This is a genomic window from Marinobacter sp. 1-4A (genome assembly GCF_016597725.1).
Classification (GTDB): Bacteria; Pseudomonadota; Gammaproteobacteria; order Pseudomonadales; family Oleiphilaceae; genus Marinobacter.
The window spans coordinates 419,858-439,304 of the sequence record NZ_VCGY01000002.1 but is presented as its reverse complement, the minus strand read 5'-3'; the positions used below and the strand labels follow the sequence as shown (position 1 = coordinate 439,304).

The 19,447-nt window shown below is 53.1% G+C and carries 19 protein-coding genes; 11 read left to right on the top strand and 8 right to left on the bottom strand.

The genetic code is table 11. From position 1 onward, the window contains the following. Window positions 1-177: 177 nt before the first annotated feature. Together FE845_RS05765 and FE845_RS05760 are read left to right on the top strand one after the other, a co-directional pair. Entirely contained in the window at window positions 178-897 is a 720-nt protein-coding gene (locus FE845_RS05765) for a hypothetical protein (protein ID WP_200362288.1), read from the top strand. A gap of 74 nt (window positions 898-971) precedes the next feature. After that, the gene (locus FE845_RS05760; RefSeq protein ID WP_200362286.1) at window positions 972-1,460 is read left to right on the top strand and encodes a hypothetical protein; all 489 of its coding nucleotides are present in this window, start codon (window positions 972-974) and stop codon (window positions 1,458-1,460) included. Window positions 1,461-1,617: 157 nt separating this feature from the next. Here the strand turns inward: FE845_RS05760 and FE845_RS05755 are convergent, their stop codons facing one another. The 3 genes from FE845_RS05755 to FE845_RS05745 form a co-directional block, all read right to left on the bottom strand. Beyond that, window positions 1,618-1,965 (bottom strand): DUF503 domain-containing protein, encoded by a 348-nt coding sequence (locus FE845_RS05755; RefSeq protein WP_200362284.1) that lies wholly within the window; start codon window positions 1,963-1,965, stop codon window positions 1,618-1,620. Window positions 1,966-2,169: 204 nt separating this feature from the next. After that, on the bottom strand, window positions 2,170-3,870 hold the full coding sequence (locus tag FE845_RS05750; protein ID WP_200362282.1) for an acyl-CoA dehydrogenase family protein: 1,701 nt from the start codon (window positions 3,868-3,870) through the stop codon (window positions 2,170-2,172). Window positions 3,871-3,872: 2 nt separating this feature from the next. Beyond that, window positions 3,873-4,505 (bottom strand): TetR/AcrR family transcriptional regulator, encoded by a 633-nt coding sequence (locus FE845_RS05745; protein ID WP_200362280.1) that lies wholly within the window; start codon window positions 4,503-4,505, stop codon window positions 3,873-3,875. Between the two features lie 270 nt (window positions 4,506-4,775). Between FE845_RS05745 and FE845_RS05740 the strand changes: the two genes are divergently transcribed. From FE845_RS05740 to FE845_RS05720, 5 genes are all read left to right on the top strand, one after another. Next, window positions 4,776-5,006, top strand: a complete 231-nt coding sequence (locus FE845_RS05740; RefSeq protein WP_200362278.1) for a hypothetical protein — start codon at window positions 4,776-4,778, stop codon at window positions 5,004-5,006. A gap of 158 nt (window positions 5,007-5,164) precedes the next feature. Beyond that, a complete protein-coding gene (locus tag FE845_RS05735) occupies window positions 5,165-6,193 on the top strand; it encodes a lipase secretion chaperone (protein ID WP_200362276.1) in 1,029 nt (342 codons plus the stop codon). Between the two features lie 114 nt (window positions 6,194-6,307). After that, a complete protein-coding gene (gene hemB / locus FE845_RS05730; protein ID WP_200362274.1) occupies window positions 6,308-7,324 on the top strand; it encodes a porphobilinogen synthase in 1,017 nt (338 codons plus the stop codon). An 80-nt stretch (window positions 7,325-7,404) separates the two neighbouring features. Further along, on the top strand, window positions 7,405-9,546 hold the full coding sequence (gene ppk1, locus FE845_RS05725) for a polyphosphate kinase 1 (RefSeq protein WP_200362271.1): 2,142 nt from the start codon (window positions 7,405-7,407) through the stop codon (window positions 9,544-9,546). A gap of 22 nt (window positions 9,547-9,568) precedes the next feature. Next, window positions 9,569-10,855 carry a DUF945 family protein gene (locus FE845_RS05720; RefSeq protein WP_200362269.1) on the top strand — a complete coding sequence of 429 codons (1,287 nt, stop codon included), beginning with the start codon at window positions 9,569-9,571 and terminating at the stop codon, window positions 10,853-10,855. 60 nt (window positions 10,856-10,915) lie between these two features. Here FE845_RS05720 and coaD read toward each other — a convergent pair whose 3' ends face one another. From coaD to FE845_RS05700, 4 genes are all read right to left on the bottom strand, one after another. Further along, complete coding sequence (gene coaD, locus FE845_RS05715; protein WP_200362267.1) at window positions 10,916-11,398, bottom strand: pantetheine-phosphate adenylyltransferase; 483 nt, start codon at window positions 11,396-11,398, stop codon at window positions 10,916-10,918. A 116-nt stretch (window positions 11,399-11,514) separates the two neighbouring features. Then, window positions 11,515-13,107: a GMC family oxidoreductase gene (locus tag FE845_RS05710; RefSeq protein ID WP_200362265.1), complete on the bottom strand. Its 1,593-nt coding sequence runs from the start codon at window positions 13,105-13,107 to the stop codon at window positions 11,515-11,517. Between the two features lie 56 nt (window positions 13,108-13,163). Beyond that, on the bottom strand, window positions 13,164-13,799 hold the full coding sequence (locus FE845_RS05705; RefSeq protein ID WP_200362263.1) for a hypothetical protein: 636 nt from the start codon (window positions 13,797-13,799) through the stop codon (window positions 13,164-13,166). 70 nt (window positions 13,800-13,869) lie between these two features. After that, window positions 13,870-15,315, bottom strand: coding sequence for a coniferyl aldehyde dehydrogenase (locus tag FE845_RS05700; protein ID WP_200362260.1), 1,446 nt, complete (start codon window positions 15,313-15,315; stop codon window positions 13,870-13,872). Between the two features lie 177 nt (window positions 15,316-15,492). On the opposite strand from FE845_RS05700, the gene FE845_RS05695 reads away from it, so the two are divergent. Further along, on the top strand, window positions 15,493-16,173 hold the full coding sequence (locus FE845_RS05695) for a TetR/AcrR family transcriptional regulator (protein ID WP_200362258.1): 681 nt from the start codon (window positions 15,493-15,495) through the stop codon (window positions 16,171-16,173). A gap of 186 nt (window positions 16,174-16,359) precedes the next feature. On the opposite strand, the gene yihA is transcribed toward FE845_RS05695, so the two are convergent. Continuing rightward, window positions 16,360-17,004 (bottom strand): ribosome biogenesis GTP-binding protein YihA/YsxC, encoded by a 645-nt coding sequence (gene yihA / locus FE845_RS05690; protein WP_200362256.1) that lies wholly within the window; start codon window positions 17,002-17,004, stop codon window positions 16,360-16,362. Between the two features lie 173 nt (window positions 17,005-17,177). Between yihA and FE845_RS05685 the strand changes: the two genes are divergently transcribed. The 3 genes from FE845_RS05685 (at window position 17,178) to FE845_RS05675 (ending at window position 19,439) form a co-directional block, all read left to right on the top strand. Further along, window positions 17,178-17,786, top strand: coding sequence for a c-type cytochrome (locus tag FE845_RS05685; RefSeq protein ID WP_200362254.1), 609 nt, complete (start codon window positions 17,178-17,180; stop codon window positions 17,784-17,786). 146 nt (window positions 17,787-17,932) lie between these two features. Continuing rightward, complete coding sequence (locus FE845_RS05680) at window positions 17,933-18,568, top strand: thiol:disulfide interchange protein DsbA/DsbL (RefSeq protein ID WP_200362252.1); 636 nt, start codon at window positions 17,933-17,935, stop codon at window positions 18,566-18,568. A 10-nt stretch (window positions 18,569-18,578) separates the two neighbouring features. Beyond that, entirely contained in the window at window positions 18,579-19,439 is an 861-nt protein-coding gene (locus FE845_RS05675) for an endonuclease/exonuclease/phosphatase family protein (RefSeq protein ID WP_200362250.1), read from the top strand. The last annotated feature ends 8 nt before the right edge of the window (window positions 19,440-19,447 follow it).

The following is a 19,447-nucleotide window of genomic DNA, read 5'->3' as shown; positions in this document are numbered from 1 at the left end:
GCTGTTGTGCCACAGAGCTTTTTTTAGAGGACTTCGCGGTGAATGTCGAGTATTGCGGCGTCGATTTTTCACGTGTGAGCCAAAGATAGCCGTCAGCCCGTTGGTATTTTCAAAAAAGCAGGTGGTCGATCAGAATCGGAAATAGAGTCCCTCTACGAGCAGATTACGGGTTTTGCGTTGGGCACTATTCGTGACCACACAGGAACTGTTTCATCCTCTATTGTACTAGTTAAACTTGGCGCTGACATACATCGCTCAGGAACTTTATTTGCGACCTATCGTGTTATTTTACGCCAGGGGAAAAGTTACATTGTGCTTTCTGGATATGCTGGTTTACGACGGTATCTAACTGCACCAGTCTATGGTGTGGGAAATCCGAAAGTTATCAAAATGGGGATAGGGCAGGTAGCAGCGAAGGCGGCGTTAAAATCTGGTGCAGTGCTCACATTGATCCTCAGTCCCGCCGTGAGAACTCTGGAGTGGCTTTTTACCGATGAGCTGAAAACAATGGAGGCAATGCTGGCTCACATAGCGACAGACATTGCGAAAGGCCTAATTGCTGCCGGGGCTGCTTATTTTACAGCGGGAGTTGTTCCGGCCGCCCTTACCGCTCTAGGTTTTTCTGTGGTGGCGGTTATTCCGGTTTTTGCAGGAATCGGTGTGGCCATTGGTGCTGGCTTGGCTCTTAACTGGGTGGATAATAGTTTGGGCTTAACAGAGAAGCTCACTGATGCTCTGATTCAACATAAAGAGTCATGGGCTAGGACTATGGAAGAAAATAAAAGAAATATTGAGCAGGTCCAGAGAGAGGCAAGTTACTATTTCGGTACCGCTCGCGGTAACCTTGATTTTATTCGTCGCTTAAGGGGTTCTGGTGTTGGGTCGGTTGGCTGGTGATGGCTACGACTAATGGCTCAAGACCTCCCATAAATCGCCCCGTGGCGTTATGGACTGGAATGGTTCTGTCAGTTATGGGTGTTGGGCTGACAGCCTTATCTATTTGGATTCTTTGGTTAAATCATAGGGACTATGCTCAAGCTATACAAACGGGCGTGCCTATTTTTTTGGAAGATACGGGAATTACAGCCTTGTATCTTGCACCGATCACCTATTTAGGCCTCGCACTATTGGGTATGTGTGGGATTATAGTTGCGATCCGAGGTAAGGGGTTCACCAAATCCGTCGGTGGAAAGCTAAATAAAGCAGTAACGTTATTAATCATTACCGGCCTTTTCGGGATGTTCTTTGGCTCTTATACCGCCAATAAACTGTGGGCTGAACATTTCGAGAGTCAGGGTTATGTGGAGTGTTCACAACCATTCAGAATGACCAGCAAATGGTTCACAGCGGTATGGGTTGATTCGATATCGTTGTGTGACGATAGAAGAGTTCTGAAAATGTTTGGTGCCGGCAAGCGCGTTTCGTACATCAATAGAATTATTGAGGAAAGCCGACACTAATAGAGCCTGCAGTTGCGAGGTTTTTAGCTAGGTTTCGGGGCGGCTGGCGCTGCTCATCCAGTCGGTGGCCTCAGCTACTAAAAGCTTTCACTGTCTCGTATTTCTAACGAAGACTATGTCGGGCTTGCCTTTGAACTCTGTGGCTTGAGCAGTGCGGTTAAATTATTTCCCGATGGACATCAAGTATCGCAGCGTCGATTTTTTCTTCGATGGCTTTCTCTACTTGGTCCAAACGTTGGGTGATTTGTTGCGACGAGGTGCCTAGGGCCGCAATGGTCCAGGTTGCACAATCTAGGGCTTCTAGATCGGCGGTTTCTGCTACGGCTAAGTCGGGCTCTTTGCCCCATACGGCTCGCAGTGGGGTGAATACTTTGCGCTTGGCTTTGAGGTCCTCGCAGCCGTAGAGTTGAAAGTGCAGGGTGAGTACGCCTACATGCGGAGTAATCGCGGTGTTGTGTTGGGGCGCATTGCCTTCTTTGAGTAGTTTTCTTAGTGCTTCAGACATGGCTCTTCCGATTTGGGTGCAGGAACCGGCGAGGGCAGACTGCCCAAAACACGCTCCTTGCGGCACATCCCTGCTGACGCTTGGCCTCCGCCAGCCTTGGCTCCGCACAGTTTTGGGCAGTCCACCCTCGCCGGTTCTCGGGCAATTCAAGGGGAGTCCACACAGTTTCAGAAGCTGCTCCCCTAAGCTGCTAGTAGGTTTTGTTCAGCCTACTACAGGCGTAGCCCTCTTGATAATAGCCGCAGCGTCGGTGCCGGAGGGTAGGTTGCCATAGTTCATGCCGCCGTTGGATTCCAGTCGGGAGGCGCAAAAGGCGTCTGCTACGGCTTTGTCGCCGTTACGCAAGAGCAGGGAGGCCTGCATGGCCAAGGCCATTCTATCTACCAGGTTGCGGGCGCGGTATTGGAAGTCGCTGATGTCGGCGAAGTCGTTTTGCAACTGGGCGAGGAACTGGTCAAAGCGGCGGTCTGCGCCTTTGGCTTCGGCGGCTTCGTGGAAGAAGGCGTCGAGGGTTTCCGGTTCTTTTTGGATGGCGCGCAGAGTATCAAGACACTGTACGTTGCCGCTGCCTTCCCAGATGGCGTTCACCGGGGATTCGCGGAACAGGCGGGGCATGATGCAGTCTTCCATTACGCCGCTGCCACCGATGCATTCCATGGATTCGTAGGCGTGGTTCGGTGCGCGTTTGCAAATCCAGTATTTGCCGACGGGCGTGGCCAAGCGGGCCAACAAGCGTTCGTGTTCCTGATCTTGGTTGTCCAGAGCGCGGGCGATTCGCAGGGTGTAGGCGAGGGCGGCCTCGTTTTCCAGAGCCAAGTCTGCAAGCACGTTTTGCATTAGTGGTTGGTCGCTTAAACGGCTACCGAAGGCGCTCCGGTGGCGGCAATGATGCGTTGCCTGAGCGACGGCTTGACGCATACCGGCAGAGCTGCCGATCATACAGTCGAAGCGGGTCATGGCGACCATTTCTATAATGGTGGGTACGCCTCGGCCTTCTTCACCAATCATCCATGCCATCGCGCCGCGCAGCTCTACCTCGCTGGAAGCGTTGGCAACGTTGCCCATTTTGTTTTTCAGGCGCTGTATCTGCCAAGGGTTTTTGGTGCCGTCCGGGCGCCAACGGGGCATCAGGAAGCAGGACAAGCCGCCGGGCGCCTGAGCCAGTACCAGAAAGGCATCGCACATGGGGGCGGAGACAAACCACTTGTGGCCGACCAGCTCATAAGCTTGACCAGGCCCTTTGTTCCCTATCGGGTGAGCCAGAGTGCTATTGGCGCGTACGTCGCTGCCGCCTTGTTTTTCAGTCATCGCCATGCCGATGGTTACAGAGCTTTTTTCTGTGTCTGGAACGTTGCGGGCGTCGTAGCTGTTAGCGAGTACACGGGATTCCCACAGAGTCGCCAGCTCTGGTTGCTTACGGATAGAAGGAATGGCGGCAAAGGTCATGGTAACCGGGCAGCAGTGTGCTGCTTCTACTTGGGAGTGCATGTAATACTTTGCAGCGCGAGTCACATGCGCGCCCTTGCCCGGATTTGTCCAAGGACTGCTGTGCAGACCGTTTTCGAAGGCGATGCTCATCAGTTCGTGATAAGAAGGGTGAAAGTCTACTTCGTCGATACGGTGGCCAAACCGGTCGTGGGTGTTGAACACCGGTTTGTTACTATTGGCTCGAAAGCCAAGGTCGATAGTTCCCGCATTGCCGGCAAGCGCGCCATAAGTCTTTAGGTCGCTTTGAGCATCCCCGGCACCCTCGCGTTTTACCGCTTCTTGAAGCGCAATATCTTCGTCGTACAGGTTGTAGTTTTCCAACGCTGGCGGCTGATTGACTACTTCGTGGGTGACCGCCAAGTAACGGTCGCCATGATCTCCTGAAGCTATTTGGTGTTTGGGTTGCGGGGTGTTCATAGCTACCTCCTAGTGCCGGTCAACCCCTGTATGCAAAAGCGGATGATGGTGTTGACCAGCGGGTCGTTGTTGTCAGTTGCGTTTCTCGTTGTCTGTTCGTTCTGGGTTGGTGACAAGGGGCCCACCAAACTCTCTGCAATAGCACCAACCAGACATGTACTGCTCTGGCGGGCGTTTTGATCCGGAATGCACCCTTCTTTGATGCCTTCTCGAATCGCTTGTTCAAATAAGTCGGCATAAGCCTTTCGATACGCTAGCCGCTCTTCTTCAACTTTCGGATCCACAGGTTCGGCAATAAGCGACCAGGCCATAACAGGGCCTTTCAATGCGCGCTCGGCAAATTGTTGCAAGGCCTTTTCCAGTCGCTCTATTGCGCTACCGGGTGTTGCCAGCGCTTCCACAACTTTGTCTATTTCGCGTTGTGTGGCGACGCGGAATATTTCGGCAAACAAGTCTTCTTTTGACTCGAAATGACGATAAATCGACCCTGTAGCTACACCTGCAAGCTGAGCAATGCGCGTAATCTTTGCATTACGAAAACCTCCCTCCGCAACGCATTGATAGGTGCACTCTGCGATACGCTGACGCGCGGCGGCTTTGCGCAGTCGCATCTTTTCAGTTTCACGATAAGCCATTTCGGGCCTCTGTAATTAGTGAATATTGGTTCATTCTTTGGCTTGATGCAAATGCTTATTTTCACTTCATGTTTTAGTTTTTATATTCAATAACTTATTTCACGTTACAAATATTTACGAAAATTGTATTGTCAAATAATAGCGCTGTCATGAAAAGCAGATTATAAAGACGCCAAGACGCTGCCGCAGTAGCGGCTGGTCGAGACGGAGCGTGGCATCTCCTACGGGTATATCACGCTTGTAACACTGTTTTCGTTGATGGAGAGAGCCATGAGTGAGTTCGACGAAAGCAATTTGGAACAATCCGGGAACTGGGCTAGTGCGAGTAATGAAGTCGACGACACCCATTCGATCGCAGGCAGGGCACGGGTGCGGGAACAACTGCAGCAAGATATTGACGCATTCCTGAGCCAAGGTGGCACCATTCAGGAAGTCGAGACATCTTTCCGCGTTAGCTCTCCTCGTAAGGTGGATACCGGCTTTAACAACCGCGCTCTTTGAGTATCGCCTTTGCAGGCCGGGGTATGTACCTTGGCCTGTTTTTGCGGTCTGTCTCGGTCAAAAGCCTTATCTCCCTCTATCATTGCTCGTGCAAAGTGCCTAACGCCCTTGCTATGGGGTTTTAGTCAAGCCACCCACGGCCGGACCTATCCATTACCATGAAAGCTGCTTCCAGACTCTCCTTTATCGTTCCTGTGATCATAGCAGTTGTGATCGCACTCTGGTTGCTTGCTGATGGTGCTCAGAACCAGCCTGCATCTGCTCGTCACGACGACAAGTCAGCAGATGTAAAAACCAAGAACGCCGACTTTTCCGAAGCTCGCCAGCTTCCCCCTTCCAAACTGGTCGCCGAGGCCTCCGAGGTAGAGGTTTCGAATTTGCCAGCGTCTTTGGCGGGCACCTCGGAACCGGGTGGTTGGGCCATAACGGATCGTTTTGGCAATCTTATCCCTACAAGCGAGTTGCGGCAGCTGTTCGAATATTACCTGTCGGCTTTGGGCGAGGAGTCTCTGTCGCAACTCGTGGCGAGAATCCGGCTTGCTCTTTCGGCATTGGATGAGCCCGCAAGAGGGCAGGCGCTTGATACCCTTGGCCGTTACCTGGACTACAAGCTGGCGCTATCAGATTTGGAAGCCGCTTACGGAGAAGCCGGAGCCTCTGGCCCGGGAGAAATGGAGCGGCGAATGTTGGAAATCCAGGCTTTACGCAGGACGTGGTTGGATGCAGATACAGCAGAGGCATTCTTCGCAGACGAAGAAGCGATAGACCGCTTCCAGCTAAAAAAGCGAAGCCTCAGCAGGGACAGCAGCCTAACCGACGAGCAGCGTGAAGAAGCTCTTGCAGAGGCTGAAATGGCGTTACCTGAGCCTGTGCGGCGGGCCCGGCAGCAAACTCGTAAGTTTGCCCGCTATGAGCAGGTGCGGGAGGCCATGGCCAACGATCCAGAAGCATTGCGGGCCTGGCGGCGACAAGAATTCGGCGAAGAAGCTGCCCAAAGATTGGAAAATCTGGATGCGGAGCAAAAAGACTGGGACAGACGGTGGCAGTCCTATACCAAAGAGCGCGATGCCTTGAAGGCCTCGGGTCTGGCAGAGCCTGAGCGCGAAGAGAGCTTGAGCCAACTGCGCGAGAAGTATTTCAGCGAGACTGAGCGCATTCGCGCCAAGGCGTTGGATTCTATTCAGTAGCTTGTCAGTAGCCTGCAACCAAAGCCCCCTGAGGTGTATGATGGTGCAAACGGTGCCTTTCGGGCACCTGGCTTTTCAGTCCAACTCGTTGTCGTGCCACTCAGGAGGTTTTCCGTGCCTTTATCAACACCCCGCACTTTTCCCGCTACCCGGTTGCGTCGCAATCGCGCCAGTGATTTTTCTCGGCGATTGGTGAAGGAAAACCAGCTCACGCCGGATAACCTGATCTATCCGGTTTTTGTACTTGAAGGTGAAGGTTTGCGAGAGCAGGTGCCGTCCATGCCGGGTGTCGATCGCCTCAGCATTGATTTATTGGTTGAACAAGCGGCAGAGCTGGTAGAGCTTGGCATTCCTGCAATAGCCTTATTTCCTGTGGTCGCGGCGGATAAAAAGAACTTGTCCGGCTCCGGTGCCTGGGACTCGGATGGCCTTGCACAGCGCGCGGTGCGAGCGCTAAAACAAGCGTATCCCGAACTGGGTGTTATCACTGACGTAGCGTTGGACCCCTTCACCACCCATGGTCAGGATGGCATCATTGATAATAACGGCTACGTACTGAACGATGTCACCGTTGAAGCGCTGGTCAATCAAGCGCTGTCCCACGCCGATGCCGGTGCGGATGTTGTTGCTCCTTCCGACATGATGGATGGCCGTGTTGCCGCCATCCGCGAAGCTCTGGAGTCTGCAGGGCATGTGAATACTCGCATTTTGGCTTATTCAGCGAAGTACGCATCTGCTTATTACGGCCCCTTCCGGGACGCAGTCGGCTCTGCCGCAAACCTCGGCAAAAGCAACAAGTCGACCTACCAAATGGATCCGGCCAACAGCAACGAAGCAATCCATGAAGTTATGATGGACCTTGCTGAAGGGGCAGACATGGTGATGATCAAACCCGGCATGCCGTATCTAGACATAGTGCACCGGGTGAAAACCGAACTGCAGGTGCCAACCTTCGTATATCAAGTCAGTGGCGAATACGCGATGCACATGGCCGCGGAGCAGAACGGCTGGCTTGATGGTGATGCCGTCGTTATGGAAAGCTTGATGTCTATGCGCCGTGCCGGCGCGGACGGAATCCTGACTTACTTTGCTGTGCGAGCGGCCCGCCTGATGCGGGATCAGAGGCGCTAGAACCGCTGCTGGACTATCCACCGCCGGACTATCCTCCGCAAGGAGTTGGCCAGCGGTCAATCAGACAGGAACTGAAAGCCATGAGAACGGAAATCGCCAGAAATCTGACCGCGGAAGGGGAGCAAAGCGTACCCGCTCCGATAGAAATTCCGCCGGTGGGTGAAGTGATCAACTTGGACGCCAGTGAAAACTACTTCAACCGAGAACTGAGCCAGCTTCAGTTTAATTATCGGGTGTTGAAGCAGGCGCTTGATACCACCCATCCACTGATTAACCGGCTGATTTTTTGCTGCATTTTTAGCAGCAACATGGATGAGTTCTTCGAGATACGGGTAGCTGGCTTGCGTCAGCAGATTAAGTACGGCCGGGAAACTCTGGGCGCTGACGGCATCATGCCTGAACAAGCACTGAGCGAGATTAGCCGTGTTGCTCATGAGTACATTGATGAGCAGTACGACATTCTGAATCATGTGCTGATTCCCGAAATGGAAAAGCAGAATATTCACTTTGTGCGCCGCCGGGAATGGACGCCAGAGCAGGCAGAGTGGGTGCGCAACTATTTTGAGGATGAGATTTTGCCTGTGGTGAGCCCTATAGGGTTGGACCCATCACATCCGTTTCCCCGGCTGGTGAACAAGAGCTTAAACTTTATTGTTGAACTTGATGGCAAGGACGCGTTTGGGCGCGAAACCGGGATGGCCATTGTGCCAGCGCCGCGTTCACTGCCAAGGCTGGTGCGCTTGCCGGACGACGTCTGTAGCGGCGGTGAAAATCTGGTGTTTTTGTCGTCAATGATTCACGCCCACACCGACGAGCTTTTTCCGGGCATGGAGGTTAAGGGTTGCTACCAATTTCGGCTAACCCGTAATGCCGACTTGGAACTGGAAGACGACCTTGAAGATTTGGCGTCGGCTCTGCGCGGCGAGTTGCTCAGCCGTCGTTTTGGCGACGGAGTACGGTTGGAAGTGGCGGATAACTGTCCTCAGGAGTTGGTGCAGTTTCTGCTGACGGAATTCGGCCTCGGGCAACGAGATCTGTATCAGGTAAACGGGCCGGTAAACCTGACACGGTTGATGGCCGTGACCGGCTTGGTCGATCGCCCAGACCTACTGTATTCCAGCTTTTCGCCCACCATACCGCGGCAGATTCGCAGCAAAGAAACGTTGTTCGATGCCATTCGAAAACGGCCGATTTTACTGCATCATCCGTTTCAGAATTTCAGCCCGGTAGTGGATTTTCTGCGACAGGCCGCGAAGGACCCGCAGGTGCTAGCCATTCGCCAAACGCTCTACCGCACAGGCGCCAATTCAGAGATTGTTGAAGCTTTGGCAGATGCCGCGAGGCGGGGCAAGGAAGTAACGGCGGTTGTTGAGCTGAGGGCACGATTTAGTGAGGCTGAAAACCTGGAGCTGGCAAGCCGGTTGCAGGAAGCCGGTGTGATCGTGGTGTACGGCGTTGTGGGTTACAAAACTCACGCCAAAATGATTCTTATTGTACGCCGGGAGGAAGGTCGCCTACGTCGTTATGTGCATTTGGGAACGGGCAACTACCATGCGGTCAACGCGCGCTTGTATACCGATTACAGCTACATGACCTGTGACGAATCCATTGGTGATGACGTCAATAAGCTGTTCCAGCAGCTAACCGGTATGGGCAAGGCCTTAAAGATTAAAAAGCTGTTCCATGCGCCGTTCACGCTCCACAAACGATTACTTAGTCTTATTGAGCGTGAAACAGAGCTCGGTGAAAAAGGGCGCATCATTATCAAGATCAATGCCCTCACCGAAATTCAACTTATTAAGGCGCTGTATCGGGCCTCTCAGGCCGGGGTGCAGGTAGACTTGATAGTGCGTGGTATTTGCAGCATCAGGCCCCAAGTTCCGGGGCTTTCGGATAACATTCGTGTGCGCTCCATTGTGGGGCGGTTTCTGGAGCATACCCGCGCCTACTATTTTGGTAACGAGGGTAAGCCAGACGTTTACTGCTCCAGCGCGGATTGTATGGAGCGCAACTTGTTAAGCCGGGTTGAAACTGCCTTCCCTATAGAAGATCCGGAGCTGATAGCGCGGGTGAAGGAAGACTTGGATACCTATCTTGCAGACAACTGTCAGTCCTGGATGTTGCAGCCGGATGGTGGCTACATTCAGAACCAGCCAGCCGAGGGTGAGGAACGAGTGGCCTCACAGGTGGTGCTGTTGGAACGCCTGACTGGCAAAACCTGACATTTCCAAACGGAGAGAGTTCTTGAAAGCAAAATGGATTATTGCCGGTGCGGGGGTACTGGTTGTCGCAGGCGCAATGCCGTGGGTCGTGGGTTATGTAACCGAGCAACAGTGGCAGCAGGTTAACCATGAGCTGAATCAGTCGCAGCCGTTTTTACAGATGCAAACGGAAGACTACCGCAGGGGTTTTCTTAGCTCGAACTTGAACGGCGCTATAACTGTGTTTAATCCCGAAACCGGCGACACTCGCCGCATAGAGTATCGGGCCGATGTAACCCATGGCATTACCGGTAGCTTTATGGATTTTGTGCCAGTTGACGGCTGGGCGCCTGAAGGCGCTGACTGGTTTCAAGAGCGACCAAGGCTAACCCTCGAAACGCGCCTTTGGGGTGTTGCCATACTGGAGTTGGAGGCACCGGCCATTGCGATCAACAACCCTGATAGCGGCGAGTCGCTTAGAACCAGTGGTGGTGTTGCGCGTATTGAAATCAGTGATACTGGATCTCAAGCGGAGGCGCTGATTGTATGGCCGCAACTTAGCCTCTCCAGCCCTGAGATGAGTGTTCGGGTTAATGGGTTCCGTGTAGAGCAGAGCATGGCCCATCTGGAAGGGGACGTTTGGACAGGAAGCATGGAGGCGTCCATAGATTCTGTTGCTTTAACGTCTCCCGAAATGTCGCCGCTAACCATAGAGGGTGTCTTTGCCCATAGTAGCACCGAGGCAAAACGTGACGGACAGCGCCTAGATTCGAAAATGACGATTGAGTCGGAGAAGGTTCTGTTTGAAGACGAGGTTTACGGCCCGCATAAACTGGCATTCGCACTCGAAAATCTAGACGTAACGAGTTGGAACATACTGGCTTCAAGCATGACGGAACTGCAAAGTTTGACCTTGGCGCCTACTTCCAGCGGTCCTGAAATGTTTGAGCAACAGATGGCGGCCATGGGGCAAGTTAATACGGCTATGCGCGATCTGGCGGCTGCAGGGTTTTCCGTGGGCTTCTCCGAGCTAACTCTGGATACACCTGAGGGCGAGGTAACGGGCCATGCAGTTATTCGCCACCCGGAACTCACAGCAGATGAGAAAGCAGGAATGCTGTTGGTGATGCAGCAGCTCACCGGGGACATGAGTTTGAGCGTGCCTTCTGTGCTGGTAGATGACTACCCAGCGGTTCGCTTGCAACTTGCGCCGCTTGTTAAGCAGGGCTTATTGGTGCCCGATGGCGACAGGTTGGTGCTGGCGGCGAAGTTGAACGACATGATGGTCGAGGTTAACGGTCAGAAAATTCCGTTGCCGCCGCTGCTCTAAAGTAGCATCAAGTAAGCAAAAAGCCCCTGCTTGGGGCTTTTTGCTTATACGGCTTTAGGCTTAAGCCTCTCTGAATTTCTCTTTCAAGGCAGCTTCTACCACCGGGTCAACAAACTCAGATACATCTCCGCTTAACGAGGCGATTTCGCGGATAAGGCTGGAGGAAATATAGGACAGGTGGTTAGACGGTGTTAAAAATACGCTTTCCAACTCCGGTGCCAAGCGACGGTTCATATCTGCAAGTTGAAATTCATATTCGAAATCGGAGACGGCCCGCAGGCCACGAAGTATCACTGTGGCGCCTTGGTCACGAACAAAATCGGCGAGTAAATAGCTAAAGCCTGTCACGCTGACATTTGGGATGCCGGTGGTTGCTTGCCGCACCAACTCGCAGCGCTCTTCCAGATCAAATAATGGCTGTTTCTTCGAGTTATAGGCAACGGCTACCACAACCTCATCAAACATACGGCTGGCACGTTTTATAAGATCTGTGTGGCCGTTGGTGATGGGATCAAAGGTGCCAGGATAAATGACTTTAGGCATGCATAGCTCCTTGTTTTAATAGGCACCCAGAATATCAGCATTTCAGCGCATTCTGTAGACCGGTTGGCAGCCCTCCTACGCCGATGCGTAGCGCTGAGAGCTTCCGATCGGGCGTTTTACGCTTTGAGCCTTTGGGCCAATCGCGTGCTGTTTCGTGCAGCCAAGGCATACACAGACAGTTGTGGATTTGCGCCAATGCTGGTGGGGAAAATCGAGGCGTCATGTACGCTGAGGTTGTTAACCTGATGGTGCTCGCCAAACCCATTGACCACCGATTCTTTCGGGTTGCTTCCCATACCGCAACCGCCCATCTGGTGAGCAGTGAACAAACGAACCCGGTGGGGTTTCATGGAAAATCCATCGATGGCCGCTTTGGCATCAGCCCAGCTGGAGTACCAGTCAGAGTCCAAATGCATCAAGCGCACTTTTTTGGCGCCGGCGGCGAATTGGATTTCCGCCATGGTGTAGAACGCGTTGCGCAGCCCCTTCCAAAGATAATCGCTGACCGAGTAATCCAGCATTGGGATGCCGTCGTCTCGCAGAGATACTGTGCCGCCGGTGCTGTTTTCGTGAAAACCGTCCCGCACCAATGCGATAACCGACTGCATCCAGGGTAAACCAGCCAGATTTTTGGCCTGTTCGTCGCCATGCCCTGGCACAACACCGGCAGACATGGCCGGGTGCAGCGGTGGTACCTCCAACTTGTAGCCTGCGTCGCCATCTACACCGTTGCGGAAGTTGAACTCGTCGGAATAAACCGACTGCGGCGCACCGTAAAACGGATCTACCAATTTCGGCATGTGTGCAACGCTGGCGTTCACCGGGTGAATAAATGATCGCTTTCCCAAGCGCTCGTAGGGGTCGGGCAGTTTGGAGCGTAGCAATAGGCCGGGGGAGCCTATCGCACTGGCGGCAACCACAAAGTGCTTGGCTTTAAGCGTAACGGTTATATTGGTAGGAGTGATCCCGTCGCTGGCCATTGCTGTGGCTTGCAAGGTGTCAATTTTGTCCTGTTTCATCACCAGCCGTTCAGCGCGCAGCCCGTGGTACAGAGTGGCATTATTATCTAGCGCACCGGGAATGGTGGTCATTAATGCACCCTGTTTGGCGTTGGTTGGGCAACCCACGCCACAGTAACCCAGATTCCAGCAGCCTTTGACGTTACGCGGGATCACCTGCCAACTAAAGCCCAGCTTCTCGCAACCTTGGCGCAGTATGTCGTTGTTAAGGTTGGGCGCCATTTCCCAGGGTGACATGGAGTGCCGTGCTTCACGGCCTTCAAACCAGGGTGCCATAGCCTGCGGGCTCAGTGCCTCTAGGCCAAACTGCTTCACCCAATAGTTGAGCGTTGCATCCGGGGTGCGAAAACTGCTGGTCCAGTTGACCGTTGTCGAGCCGCCTACGCAGCGGCCTTGCAAAATCGCAATGGCACCGTCTTTAGTCGTGCGGCTCATGCCCTCCTGATAGAGATTGGCATAGGACGTAAGTTCGTCCATTTTGAAGTCTTTTTGGTAATACAGGCGGCCCTCTTCCACCAAAATAACGGAGAGGCCGCTCTTGGCGAGAATTTCTGCGGTGGTTCCGCCACCTGCGCCCGTACCTACAATAACCACATCCGCTTCTGCCGTGTGATTTTCGGTTAGTCTAGCGCCGTCGATGACTTTCCAGCCGGATTCCAGACCCTGAGCAATGCGATCGTTGAACGACATGATTGGTGGTTTCCCTTTAATAAAAATAACAGCGGGCTTAATCCGCAGGCTGAAGATCAGGCTTTACGGAATTGCGGCAAGGCTTGAACAGCCCACTCGGGTGGACCTGGATAACCGGAAAGATGCCAGTTCTCCTGATAACCGTAAAACGCCACGTTGCTGATTTTGGTCAGGGCCATGTAGCCATTGTTGAGCAGCCCGATACTGCTTGAGCGCCAACGTTCGAGAAATCCGTTGGCTTGTTCCGTGGTGACATTCGGCCAAGGTGACCAAATCCGTGCGATGGTGACCCGGGTAATGCCTAAGTTGAGCAAATCAAACAGTTGTCTGAGTTCTTTTTGGTTGGCGGGGCCGAATTTGTGAATACCGGCGTCAATGCGCTCGACTGTGCTGGCAATAGCCATGCGTCGGGCGTTGGCCTGCTCCGGCAGTGCGGAACCGAGAATGGCCGGTAGCAGAGCTTCGAACAGTTTGATGTCGTCTGCTGTCAAGAACTGGAACCTGTACCGTGCATCCATGCGTGTTTCAACAGCGCCTAACCGCCCAGCTGGTGAAGTTGCGCAGCCACTCAGGCCCGCAGTGACACTAATGGTGCCCAAAAATAAGGCGCCACCCAGCCCGGTGCGAAGTAAGCTGCGCCGATCCAAAGATATCGAGTCCTGCCCTTCGGGTAGGGTGAGGGGGTCGGTCATAATTGGCTCACTCTTATTGTTAGTATGGCGATAACCGGGGCCCTAGCGCCCCGGTTATAATTCAAGGCGCTTAGCGGATAAAGAATTTGTAGATCATTTTATGGGCGGCTGTCCCATAAGGAGGATAAACAAACTTGCCGCTGTTGAATTTCTGTTTGGCAAAAATAGCCCGTTGGTGCGAGAAGGTCAGGAAGCCTTCCTTGCCATGGTAGTGACCCATGCCTGAATCGCCCACGCCACCGAAGGGAAGGTCGTCCTGGGCGACGTGCATCAGGGAATCGTTAATGCACATGCCCCCCGAGAGGGTGTGATCGATCACTTGCTTTTGCTGGTCGCGGTCGTAGCCAAAAAAGTACAGGGCCAGAGGTCGCGGGCGGTCGTTGATGAACTGAATCGCTTCATCAAGGTTGCCGTAACTTACAATTGGCAGGATAGGCCCGAAGATTTCATCCTGCATAAGTTTCATGTCCGGCGTGGTTTTCAAAACCAGTGTTACCGGAATCTTATGAGTGCCATCGCCCATGTTTTCCTGTGCAGGGTTCATCTCAATCAGCTCGGCACCTTTCGCTTTGGCGTCCTCAAGGTAACCCTTCAGTCGCTTGTACTGGCGCTCATTGATAATGGCCGTGTAGTCGTCGTTATCCCGAAGGGAAGGGTACATTTCCGCAAACTGGGCGCGGAACTCGTCTACGAAGGCTTGTGTGCGATCAGCCGGGCAAAGTACGTAATCCGGTGCCACACAGGTTTGGCCTGCGTTGAATGCCTTGCCGAATGCAATACGCTGCGCCGCATCCTCCAAAGGCACGTCTGGAGAAACAATAGCGGGCGATTTGCCGCCCAGCTCCAGAGTTACGGGTGTTAGGTTCTCAGAGGCAGCCCGCATCACTAACTTGCCGACCGATGTGGAACCGGTGAACAGCATGTGATCGAAAGGCCGTGCGGAAAAGTCAGCCGCAACGTCGGCTTCGCCATTGATTACGGCCACTAGATCTTCCGGAAAAGTGGCCTCAATTAGTTCTTTGAACAGAGCTGATGTATGGGGCGTGAATTCGGACATCTTGATCATGGTTCGGTTTCCCGCGGCGAGAGAGGCAACAAGAGGCCCCACAGCCAGATACAGCGGGTAATTCCAAGGCACAATCACGCCAACAACGCCTTTCGGCTGGTAACAAACCTTGTTGCTGGCAGGCCGGAACAGAATGGATACGTGCCGGCGGGAAGGCTTCATCCAGCCTTCGAGGTTTTTCAAAGTGTAATTAATGCCCTGAATGGACGGCATAACTTCTGCGATAAGTGATTCGTCCCGGGAGCGGCAGGAAAAATCCCGGTCAATGGCGTCCACTATGCGATCCTGGTAGGACAGCAGGGCTTGTTTGAGTCGATTCAGGTTTTCCTGGCGCTCCGCCAGCGACGGCGTAGGGTGGTCGTGAAACGCCTTCTTTTGGACTTCAAACACCCGGTGGGTCTGCTGAATGTGACTATTGCTCTCTGTGAGCTGAACCGCGCTGGCACCCATGGTGTCCTCCTTTTGGCTGCGCCGTTTAGCGGCGATAGCCTGATGTATTGTTATGGCGAAAAAACGCTCAATTTGCACTTGAAGGTATTATTAGAGTATATACTCTAGTGAGTCAAGCAGCTCCAATGGCGAATCAGGCCATCTGTGGGCTGTAAAACAACAAACGCCGATGAGCCTATGAAAACCAGAGACAAAATATTGCTGTCGAGTCTTGAGCTGTTTAATGAGCAGGGCGAGCGAAACGTAACAACCAATCACATTGCGGCGCATTTGGCGATATCGCCGGGCAACCTCTATTACCACTTTCGCAACAAGTCCGACATTATTTACGAGATATTTCAGGAATACGAAAAGCTGGTGGATTACTACCTTGATATTCCCGAGGGCCGCGCGCTGACGTTGGACGACATGACGTTCTATCTAGAGTCGGTGTTTGATGGCCTGTGGAGTTACCGGTTTTTTCACCGTGATCTGGAATACTTGCTAGACAGGGATTCGCGCTTGCGCAACGACTACCGCGAATTTACCAACCGGTGTCTCGCGGCCATAAGCCTTATTTTCGAAAAGCTGGCAGATGGCGGCATTTTGGAGCCCCAGCCAGAAAGCCTCCGTTCAGCCATGTCGCTGAATGTTTGGTTGGTTATTACCAACTGGATGGCATTCCTGAAAACAGCTCATGGGGAAAAAGCGTCCGCCTGCCTGACATTGCGGGAGCTAAAGCAGGGTATTTATCAGGTGTTAACGCTCGAAATACCCTACCTGACGCCAGCGTACCGTGAGCAGGTTATGATGTTGCGGGAGAAATACCGGCCAAAGCTGCCTGAGCAGGAAGGTGAGTGTGAAGCTTCGCTGGGCTGACTTAAGGTGCACGGGTATTGGGCCGTGTTGCAACTCTCTGGCCCGGAACTTTTCCTGCAGGGGGTTGTCACAACTATCGGCGCCGGGAATTCGGACATTTCCAGCGCCTCCTGAGGGAGTTCTCAGGTTTTAGCACGTCGCAAACCCTGACGTTTTACCGGCCTGACTTTTTTCAGGCCGGTTTTTTCATTCCTGTCGTAGCTCTTCCCCGGCGTTTTCCAGCCAATCTGTTAGTGCCGCCCGGCACTCATCAACGCCACGTTTTGATGTTGATGAAAACATAACCAAGTGCTCGACACAGGTGAATTCCTGAAGCTTTTTGGAAATCTCCAGCATGGTGGTTTTGGCTTGCCCGAATTTAAGTTTGTCGGCTTTTGTGGCCAGAATCATCAGCGGCAACTTGTTATGTTCGCACCATTCCACCATCATTTGGTCAAATTCGGTCAGCGGGTGGCGGATATCCATGACCAAAACCAGACCGCGCAAACATCGACGGTCGTTCAAGTATTGCCCGAGATGCTTTTGCCAGTCATCTTTCATGTCTCGGGAGACTTTCGCGTAGCCGTATCCCGGCAGGTCTACTAGCCGAGCATTTTCGCGGTTTAGGGAAAAAAAGTTGATTAAACGCGTGCGCCCTGGGGTTTTACTGGTGCGGGCGAGTTTGCCGTTGGCAGTAATGGCGTTCATGGCGCTGGACTTTCCTGCGTTTGAGCGTCCGGCGAAAGCCACTTCTGCGCCAGTGTCTGGCGGGCAGTCTTCCAGTCGGGGCGCGCTTATCAGGAAGCGAGCGCTGTTAAAAGAGATGCTTTTTTGAGTCAGATCAGAGTCCACAGCGGTTGGCTTTCCTTTGGATTTCAGTTATCAGGGATTAATGTATAATGCTACACCAATTCCGGGCGGTACGCTTGGCGTAACCGCTGTCAGCCTTGGTCTTGAGCCTGACTGAACAGCGCCTGCCAGCTGCAAACTAAGAATATTTTCGAGATGAGAGAAGCGGAGCGAGCATGAAGAAACTGATCGCAGGATTTGTTTTCGGCCTTGGCCTTACAGCTATGGCGCACGGAGCAGGGGATCCTGAAGCAGGCAAGCAAGCGGCGGCAGCCTGTCAGGCATGCCATGGCCAGGGTGGAGCCAAGCCAATAATGGGCGTCTATCCGAAAATATCCGGGCTAGGCGAAAAGTATCTGTATAACCAGTTAGTGGCGATTCAGGAAGATGCCCGCCCGATTCCGGAGATGATCGGCCAGCTGACGGGCAAGTCAAAGCAGGATCTTGAAGATCTGGCAGCCTATTTTGCCAACCAAAAGATGGTTGTAAGCCAGGCTGACCCAGAGTTGGTAGAGAAAGGCGCTGCGCTTTATCGCGGTGGCAATATGGCTTCTGGCGTTCCAGCCTGTGCGGCGTGCCATAGCCCGCAGGGCAAGGGTAACGGGCCTGCCGGCTATCCGCATATTGGTGGCCAGAATGCTGAGTATCTAGTTAAGCAGCTAGAAGCCTACCGCGATGGTACTCGGGCGAACGGCGCAAATGCGGCAATCATGATGGACGTGTCTGCCAGATTGACCGATGCGGAAATTGAAGCGGTTTCCAGCTATATTTCTGGTCTGAATTGATACAAGCGTTCTCAGTTTGATGAAAAGCCCCGCCTTGTGCGGGGTTTTTCGTCTGTCGATCCTGTAATCCACAAACTGTGGAACTTTTCAGGCTCAGCAGGTCATAATTCCCCTATAACGACACTTATAAACTTTGGAGACACTTCATGTTTCGAGCACTTAGATCAGTTGGCTTGTTTTTGGTGGCTTTGGCCGTATTTGGTCAAGCCAATGCGGCAGACTGGCAGGAAGGAACGCATTACAAAAAGCTCGACACCCCTGTGCGCACAGATACGGATTCAGGCATCGAGGTTGCAGAGGTTTTCTGGTACGGCTGCCCCCACTGCTATAACTTCAAGCCGCTGGCTGAGAGCTGGGAAGCCAAAGCTCCAGATGATGTAAATTATGTGCGCATTCCTGCGGCTCTGGGGCGTTCCTGGGTTCCCCACGCTCAAGCCTTCTATGCGCTTGAAGCGATGAACTCGCTAGATAAAGTACACGATGCTCTGTTCGAGGCATTGGCGGGTCAGCGTCGGCCGCTAAATGATGGGGAGTCTCTGGCGAATTTTGTTGCGGATCATGGTGTCGATCGTGAAGAGTTTCTGAATAACTTCAACAGCTTCGGTGTGAATGCGCGTATGCAGCAGGCCCAGTCCAAAATTCGTGGTGCGCGTATTACGGGCACACCGACTATGCTAGTAAATGGCAAGTACACGGTTAGTGCGTCCATGGCCGGTAGTCTGGAGGCAACGCTGGCGGTAGTAGACTATCTGGTAGAGAAAGAGCGCTCTGCAGCGAAATAGCAGCAACACTATGTATAAACGCTTTAGGAAGCAGCTTAATGGCATTCTCAGCGCCCGGGATGAGTCGAAAGGCTCAAACTCGGGCCTTGAGCATGTGCCCGAGTTTGAGCCCCAGCGTCACCTCCGGTTGCTTACGTTCAATATACAAGTGGGTATCAACACCTCTTCTTACCGTCACTATTTAACCAGAGGTTGGCAGCACTTCCTTCCCCACCGCAATCGTATCGAGAATTTGGATCGCATAGCCTCGTTGCTTAGCAACTACGATGTAGTGGCGCTGCAGGAGTGTGACGGAGGGAGTTTGCGCAGCGGCCATATCAATCAGGTCCAGTATCTCGCCGAAGCAGCGGGTATTCCTTACTGGCATCAGCAGTTGAACCGTAACCTCGGGCAGATTGCCCAGCATAGCAACGGCTTGCTGAGTCGGTTCCGGCCCTTGGATGTAAAAGAGTACAAATTGCCGGGTCGGCTTCCCGGAAGGGGGGCAATTGTCGCCCGCTATGGTACCGAAGAAGATCCGCTGGTTTTGGTGATGATGCACCTCGCACTGAGTAAGTCGGGGCAGCAGCGCCAGTTGGGCTTTATCAGCGAGTTGATATCAAAGTACCGGCATGTGGTGCTGATGGGTGATATGAATGCCCATGCTGAGCAGTTGTTAACCCAGACCCCCTTGAAAGAGACAGATTTGATACCTCTGCCGGACAGTGCCCACAGCTTTCCAAGCTGGCGGCCCGAGAAGGCGCTGGATCATATTCTGGTGAGCCCGAGTTTGCAGATAAGGAACTCGGAAGTGGTGAGCTATCCCATGTCCGACCACTTGCCGATTGCCATGGATATAGCGTTGCCAGACGGGTATTTGAAAAAGTTCTGAGAAAATCG

Excerpts from the sequence above, each read along its gene's own strand:
- FE845_RS05740 (WP_200362278.1), top strand. The coding sequence starts at position 4,776 with ATGAGTGAGTTCGACGAAAGCAATTTGGAACAATCCGGGAACTGGGCT.
- FE845_RS05680 (WP_200362252.1), top strand. The coding sequence starts at position 17,933 with ATGTTTCGAGCACTTAGATCAGTTGGCTTGTTTTTGGTGGCTTTGGCC.
- FE845_RS05705 (WP_200362263.1), bottom strand. The coding sequence starts at position 13,799 with ATGACCGACCCCCTCACCCTACCCGAAGGGCAGGACTCGATATCTTTG.
- FE845_RS05695 (WP_200362258.1), top strand. The coding sequence starts at position 15,493 with ATGAAAACCAGAGACAAAATATTGCTGTCGAGTCTTGAGCTGTTTAAT.
- FE845_RS05755 (WP_200362284.1), bottom strand. The coding sequence starts at position 1,965 with ATGTCTGAAGCACTAAGAAAACTACTCAAAGAAGGCAATGCGCCCCAA.
- ppk1 (WP_200362271.1), top strand. The coding sequence starts at position 7,405 with ATGAGAACGGAAATCGCCAGAAATCTGACCGCGGAAGGGGAGCAAAGC.
- FE845_RS05750 (WP_200362282.1), bottom strand. The coding sequence starts at position 3,870 with ATGAACACCCCGCAACCCAAACACCAAATAGCTTCAGGAGATCATGGC.
- FE845_RS05745 (WP_200362280.1), bottom strand. The coding sequence starts at position 4,505 with ATGGCTTATCGTGAAACTGAAAAGATGCGACTGCGCAAAGCCGCCGCG.
- FE845_RS05760 (WP_200362286.1), top strand. The coding sequence starts at position 972 with ATGGGTGTTGGGCTGACAGCCTTATCTATTTGGATTCTTTGGTTAAAT.
- coaD (WP_200362267.1), bottom strand. The coding sequence starts at position 11,398 with ATGCCTAAAGTCATTTATCCTGGCACCTTTGATCCCATCACCAACGGC.
- FE845_RS05700 (WP_200362260.1), bottom strand. The coding sequence starts at position 15,315 with ATGGGTGCCAGCGCGGTTCAGCTCACAGAGAGCAATAGTCACATTCAG.
- FE845_RS05710 (WP_200362265.1), bottom strand. The coding sequence starts at position 13,107 with ATGTCGTTCAACGATCGCATTGCTCAGGGTCTGGAATCCGGCTGGAAA.
- FE845_RS05675 (WP_200362250.1), top strand. The coding sequence starts at position 18,579 with ATGTATAAACGCTTTAGGAAGCAGCTTAATGGCATTCTCAGCGCCCGG.
- FE845_RS05685 (WP_200362254.1), top strand. The coding sequence starts at position 17,178 with ATGAAGAAACTGATCGCAGGATTTGTTTTCGGCCTTGGCCTTACAGCT.
- FE845_RS05735 (WP_200362276.1), top strand. The coding sequence starts at position 5,165 with ATGAAAGCTGCTTCCAGACTCTCCTTTATCGTTCCTGTGATCATAGCA.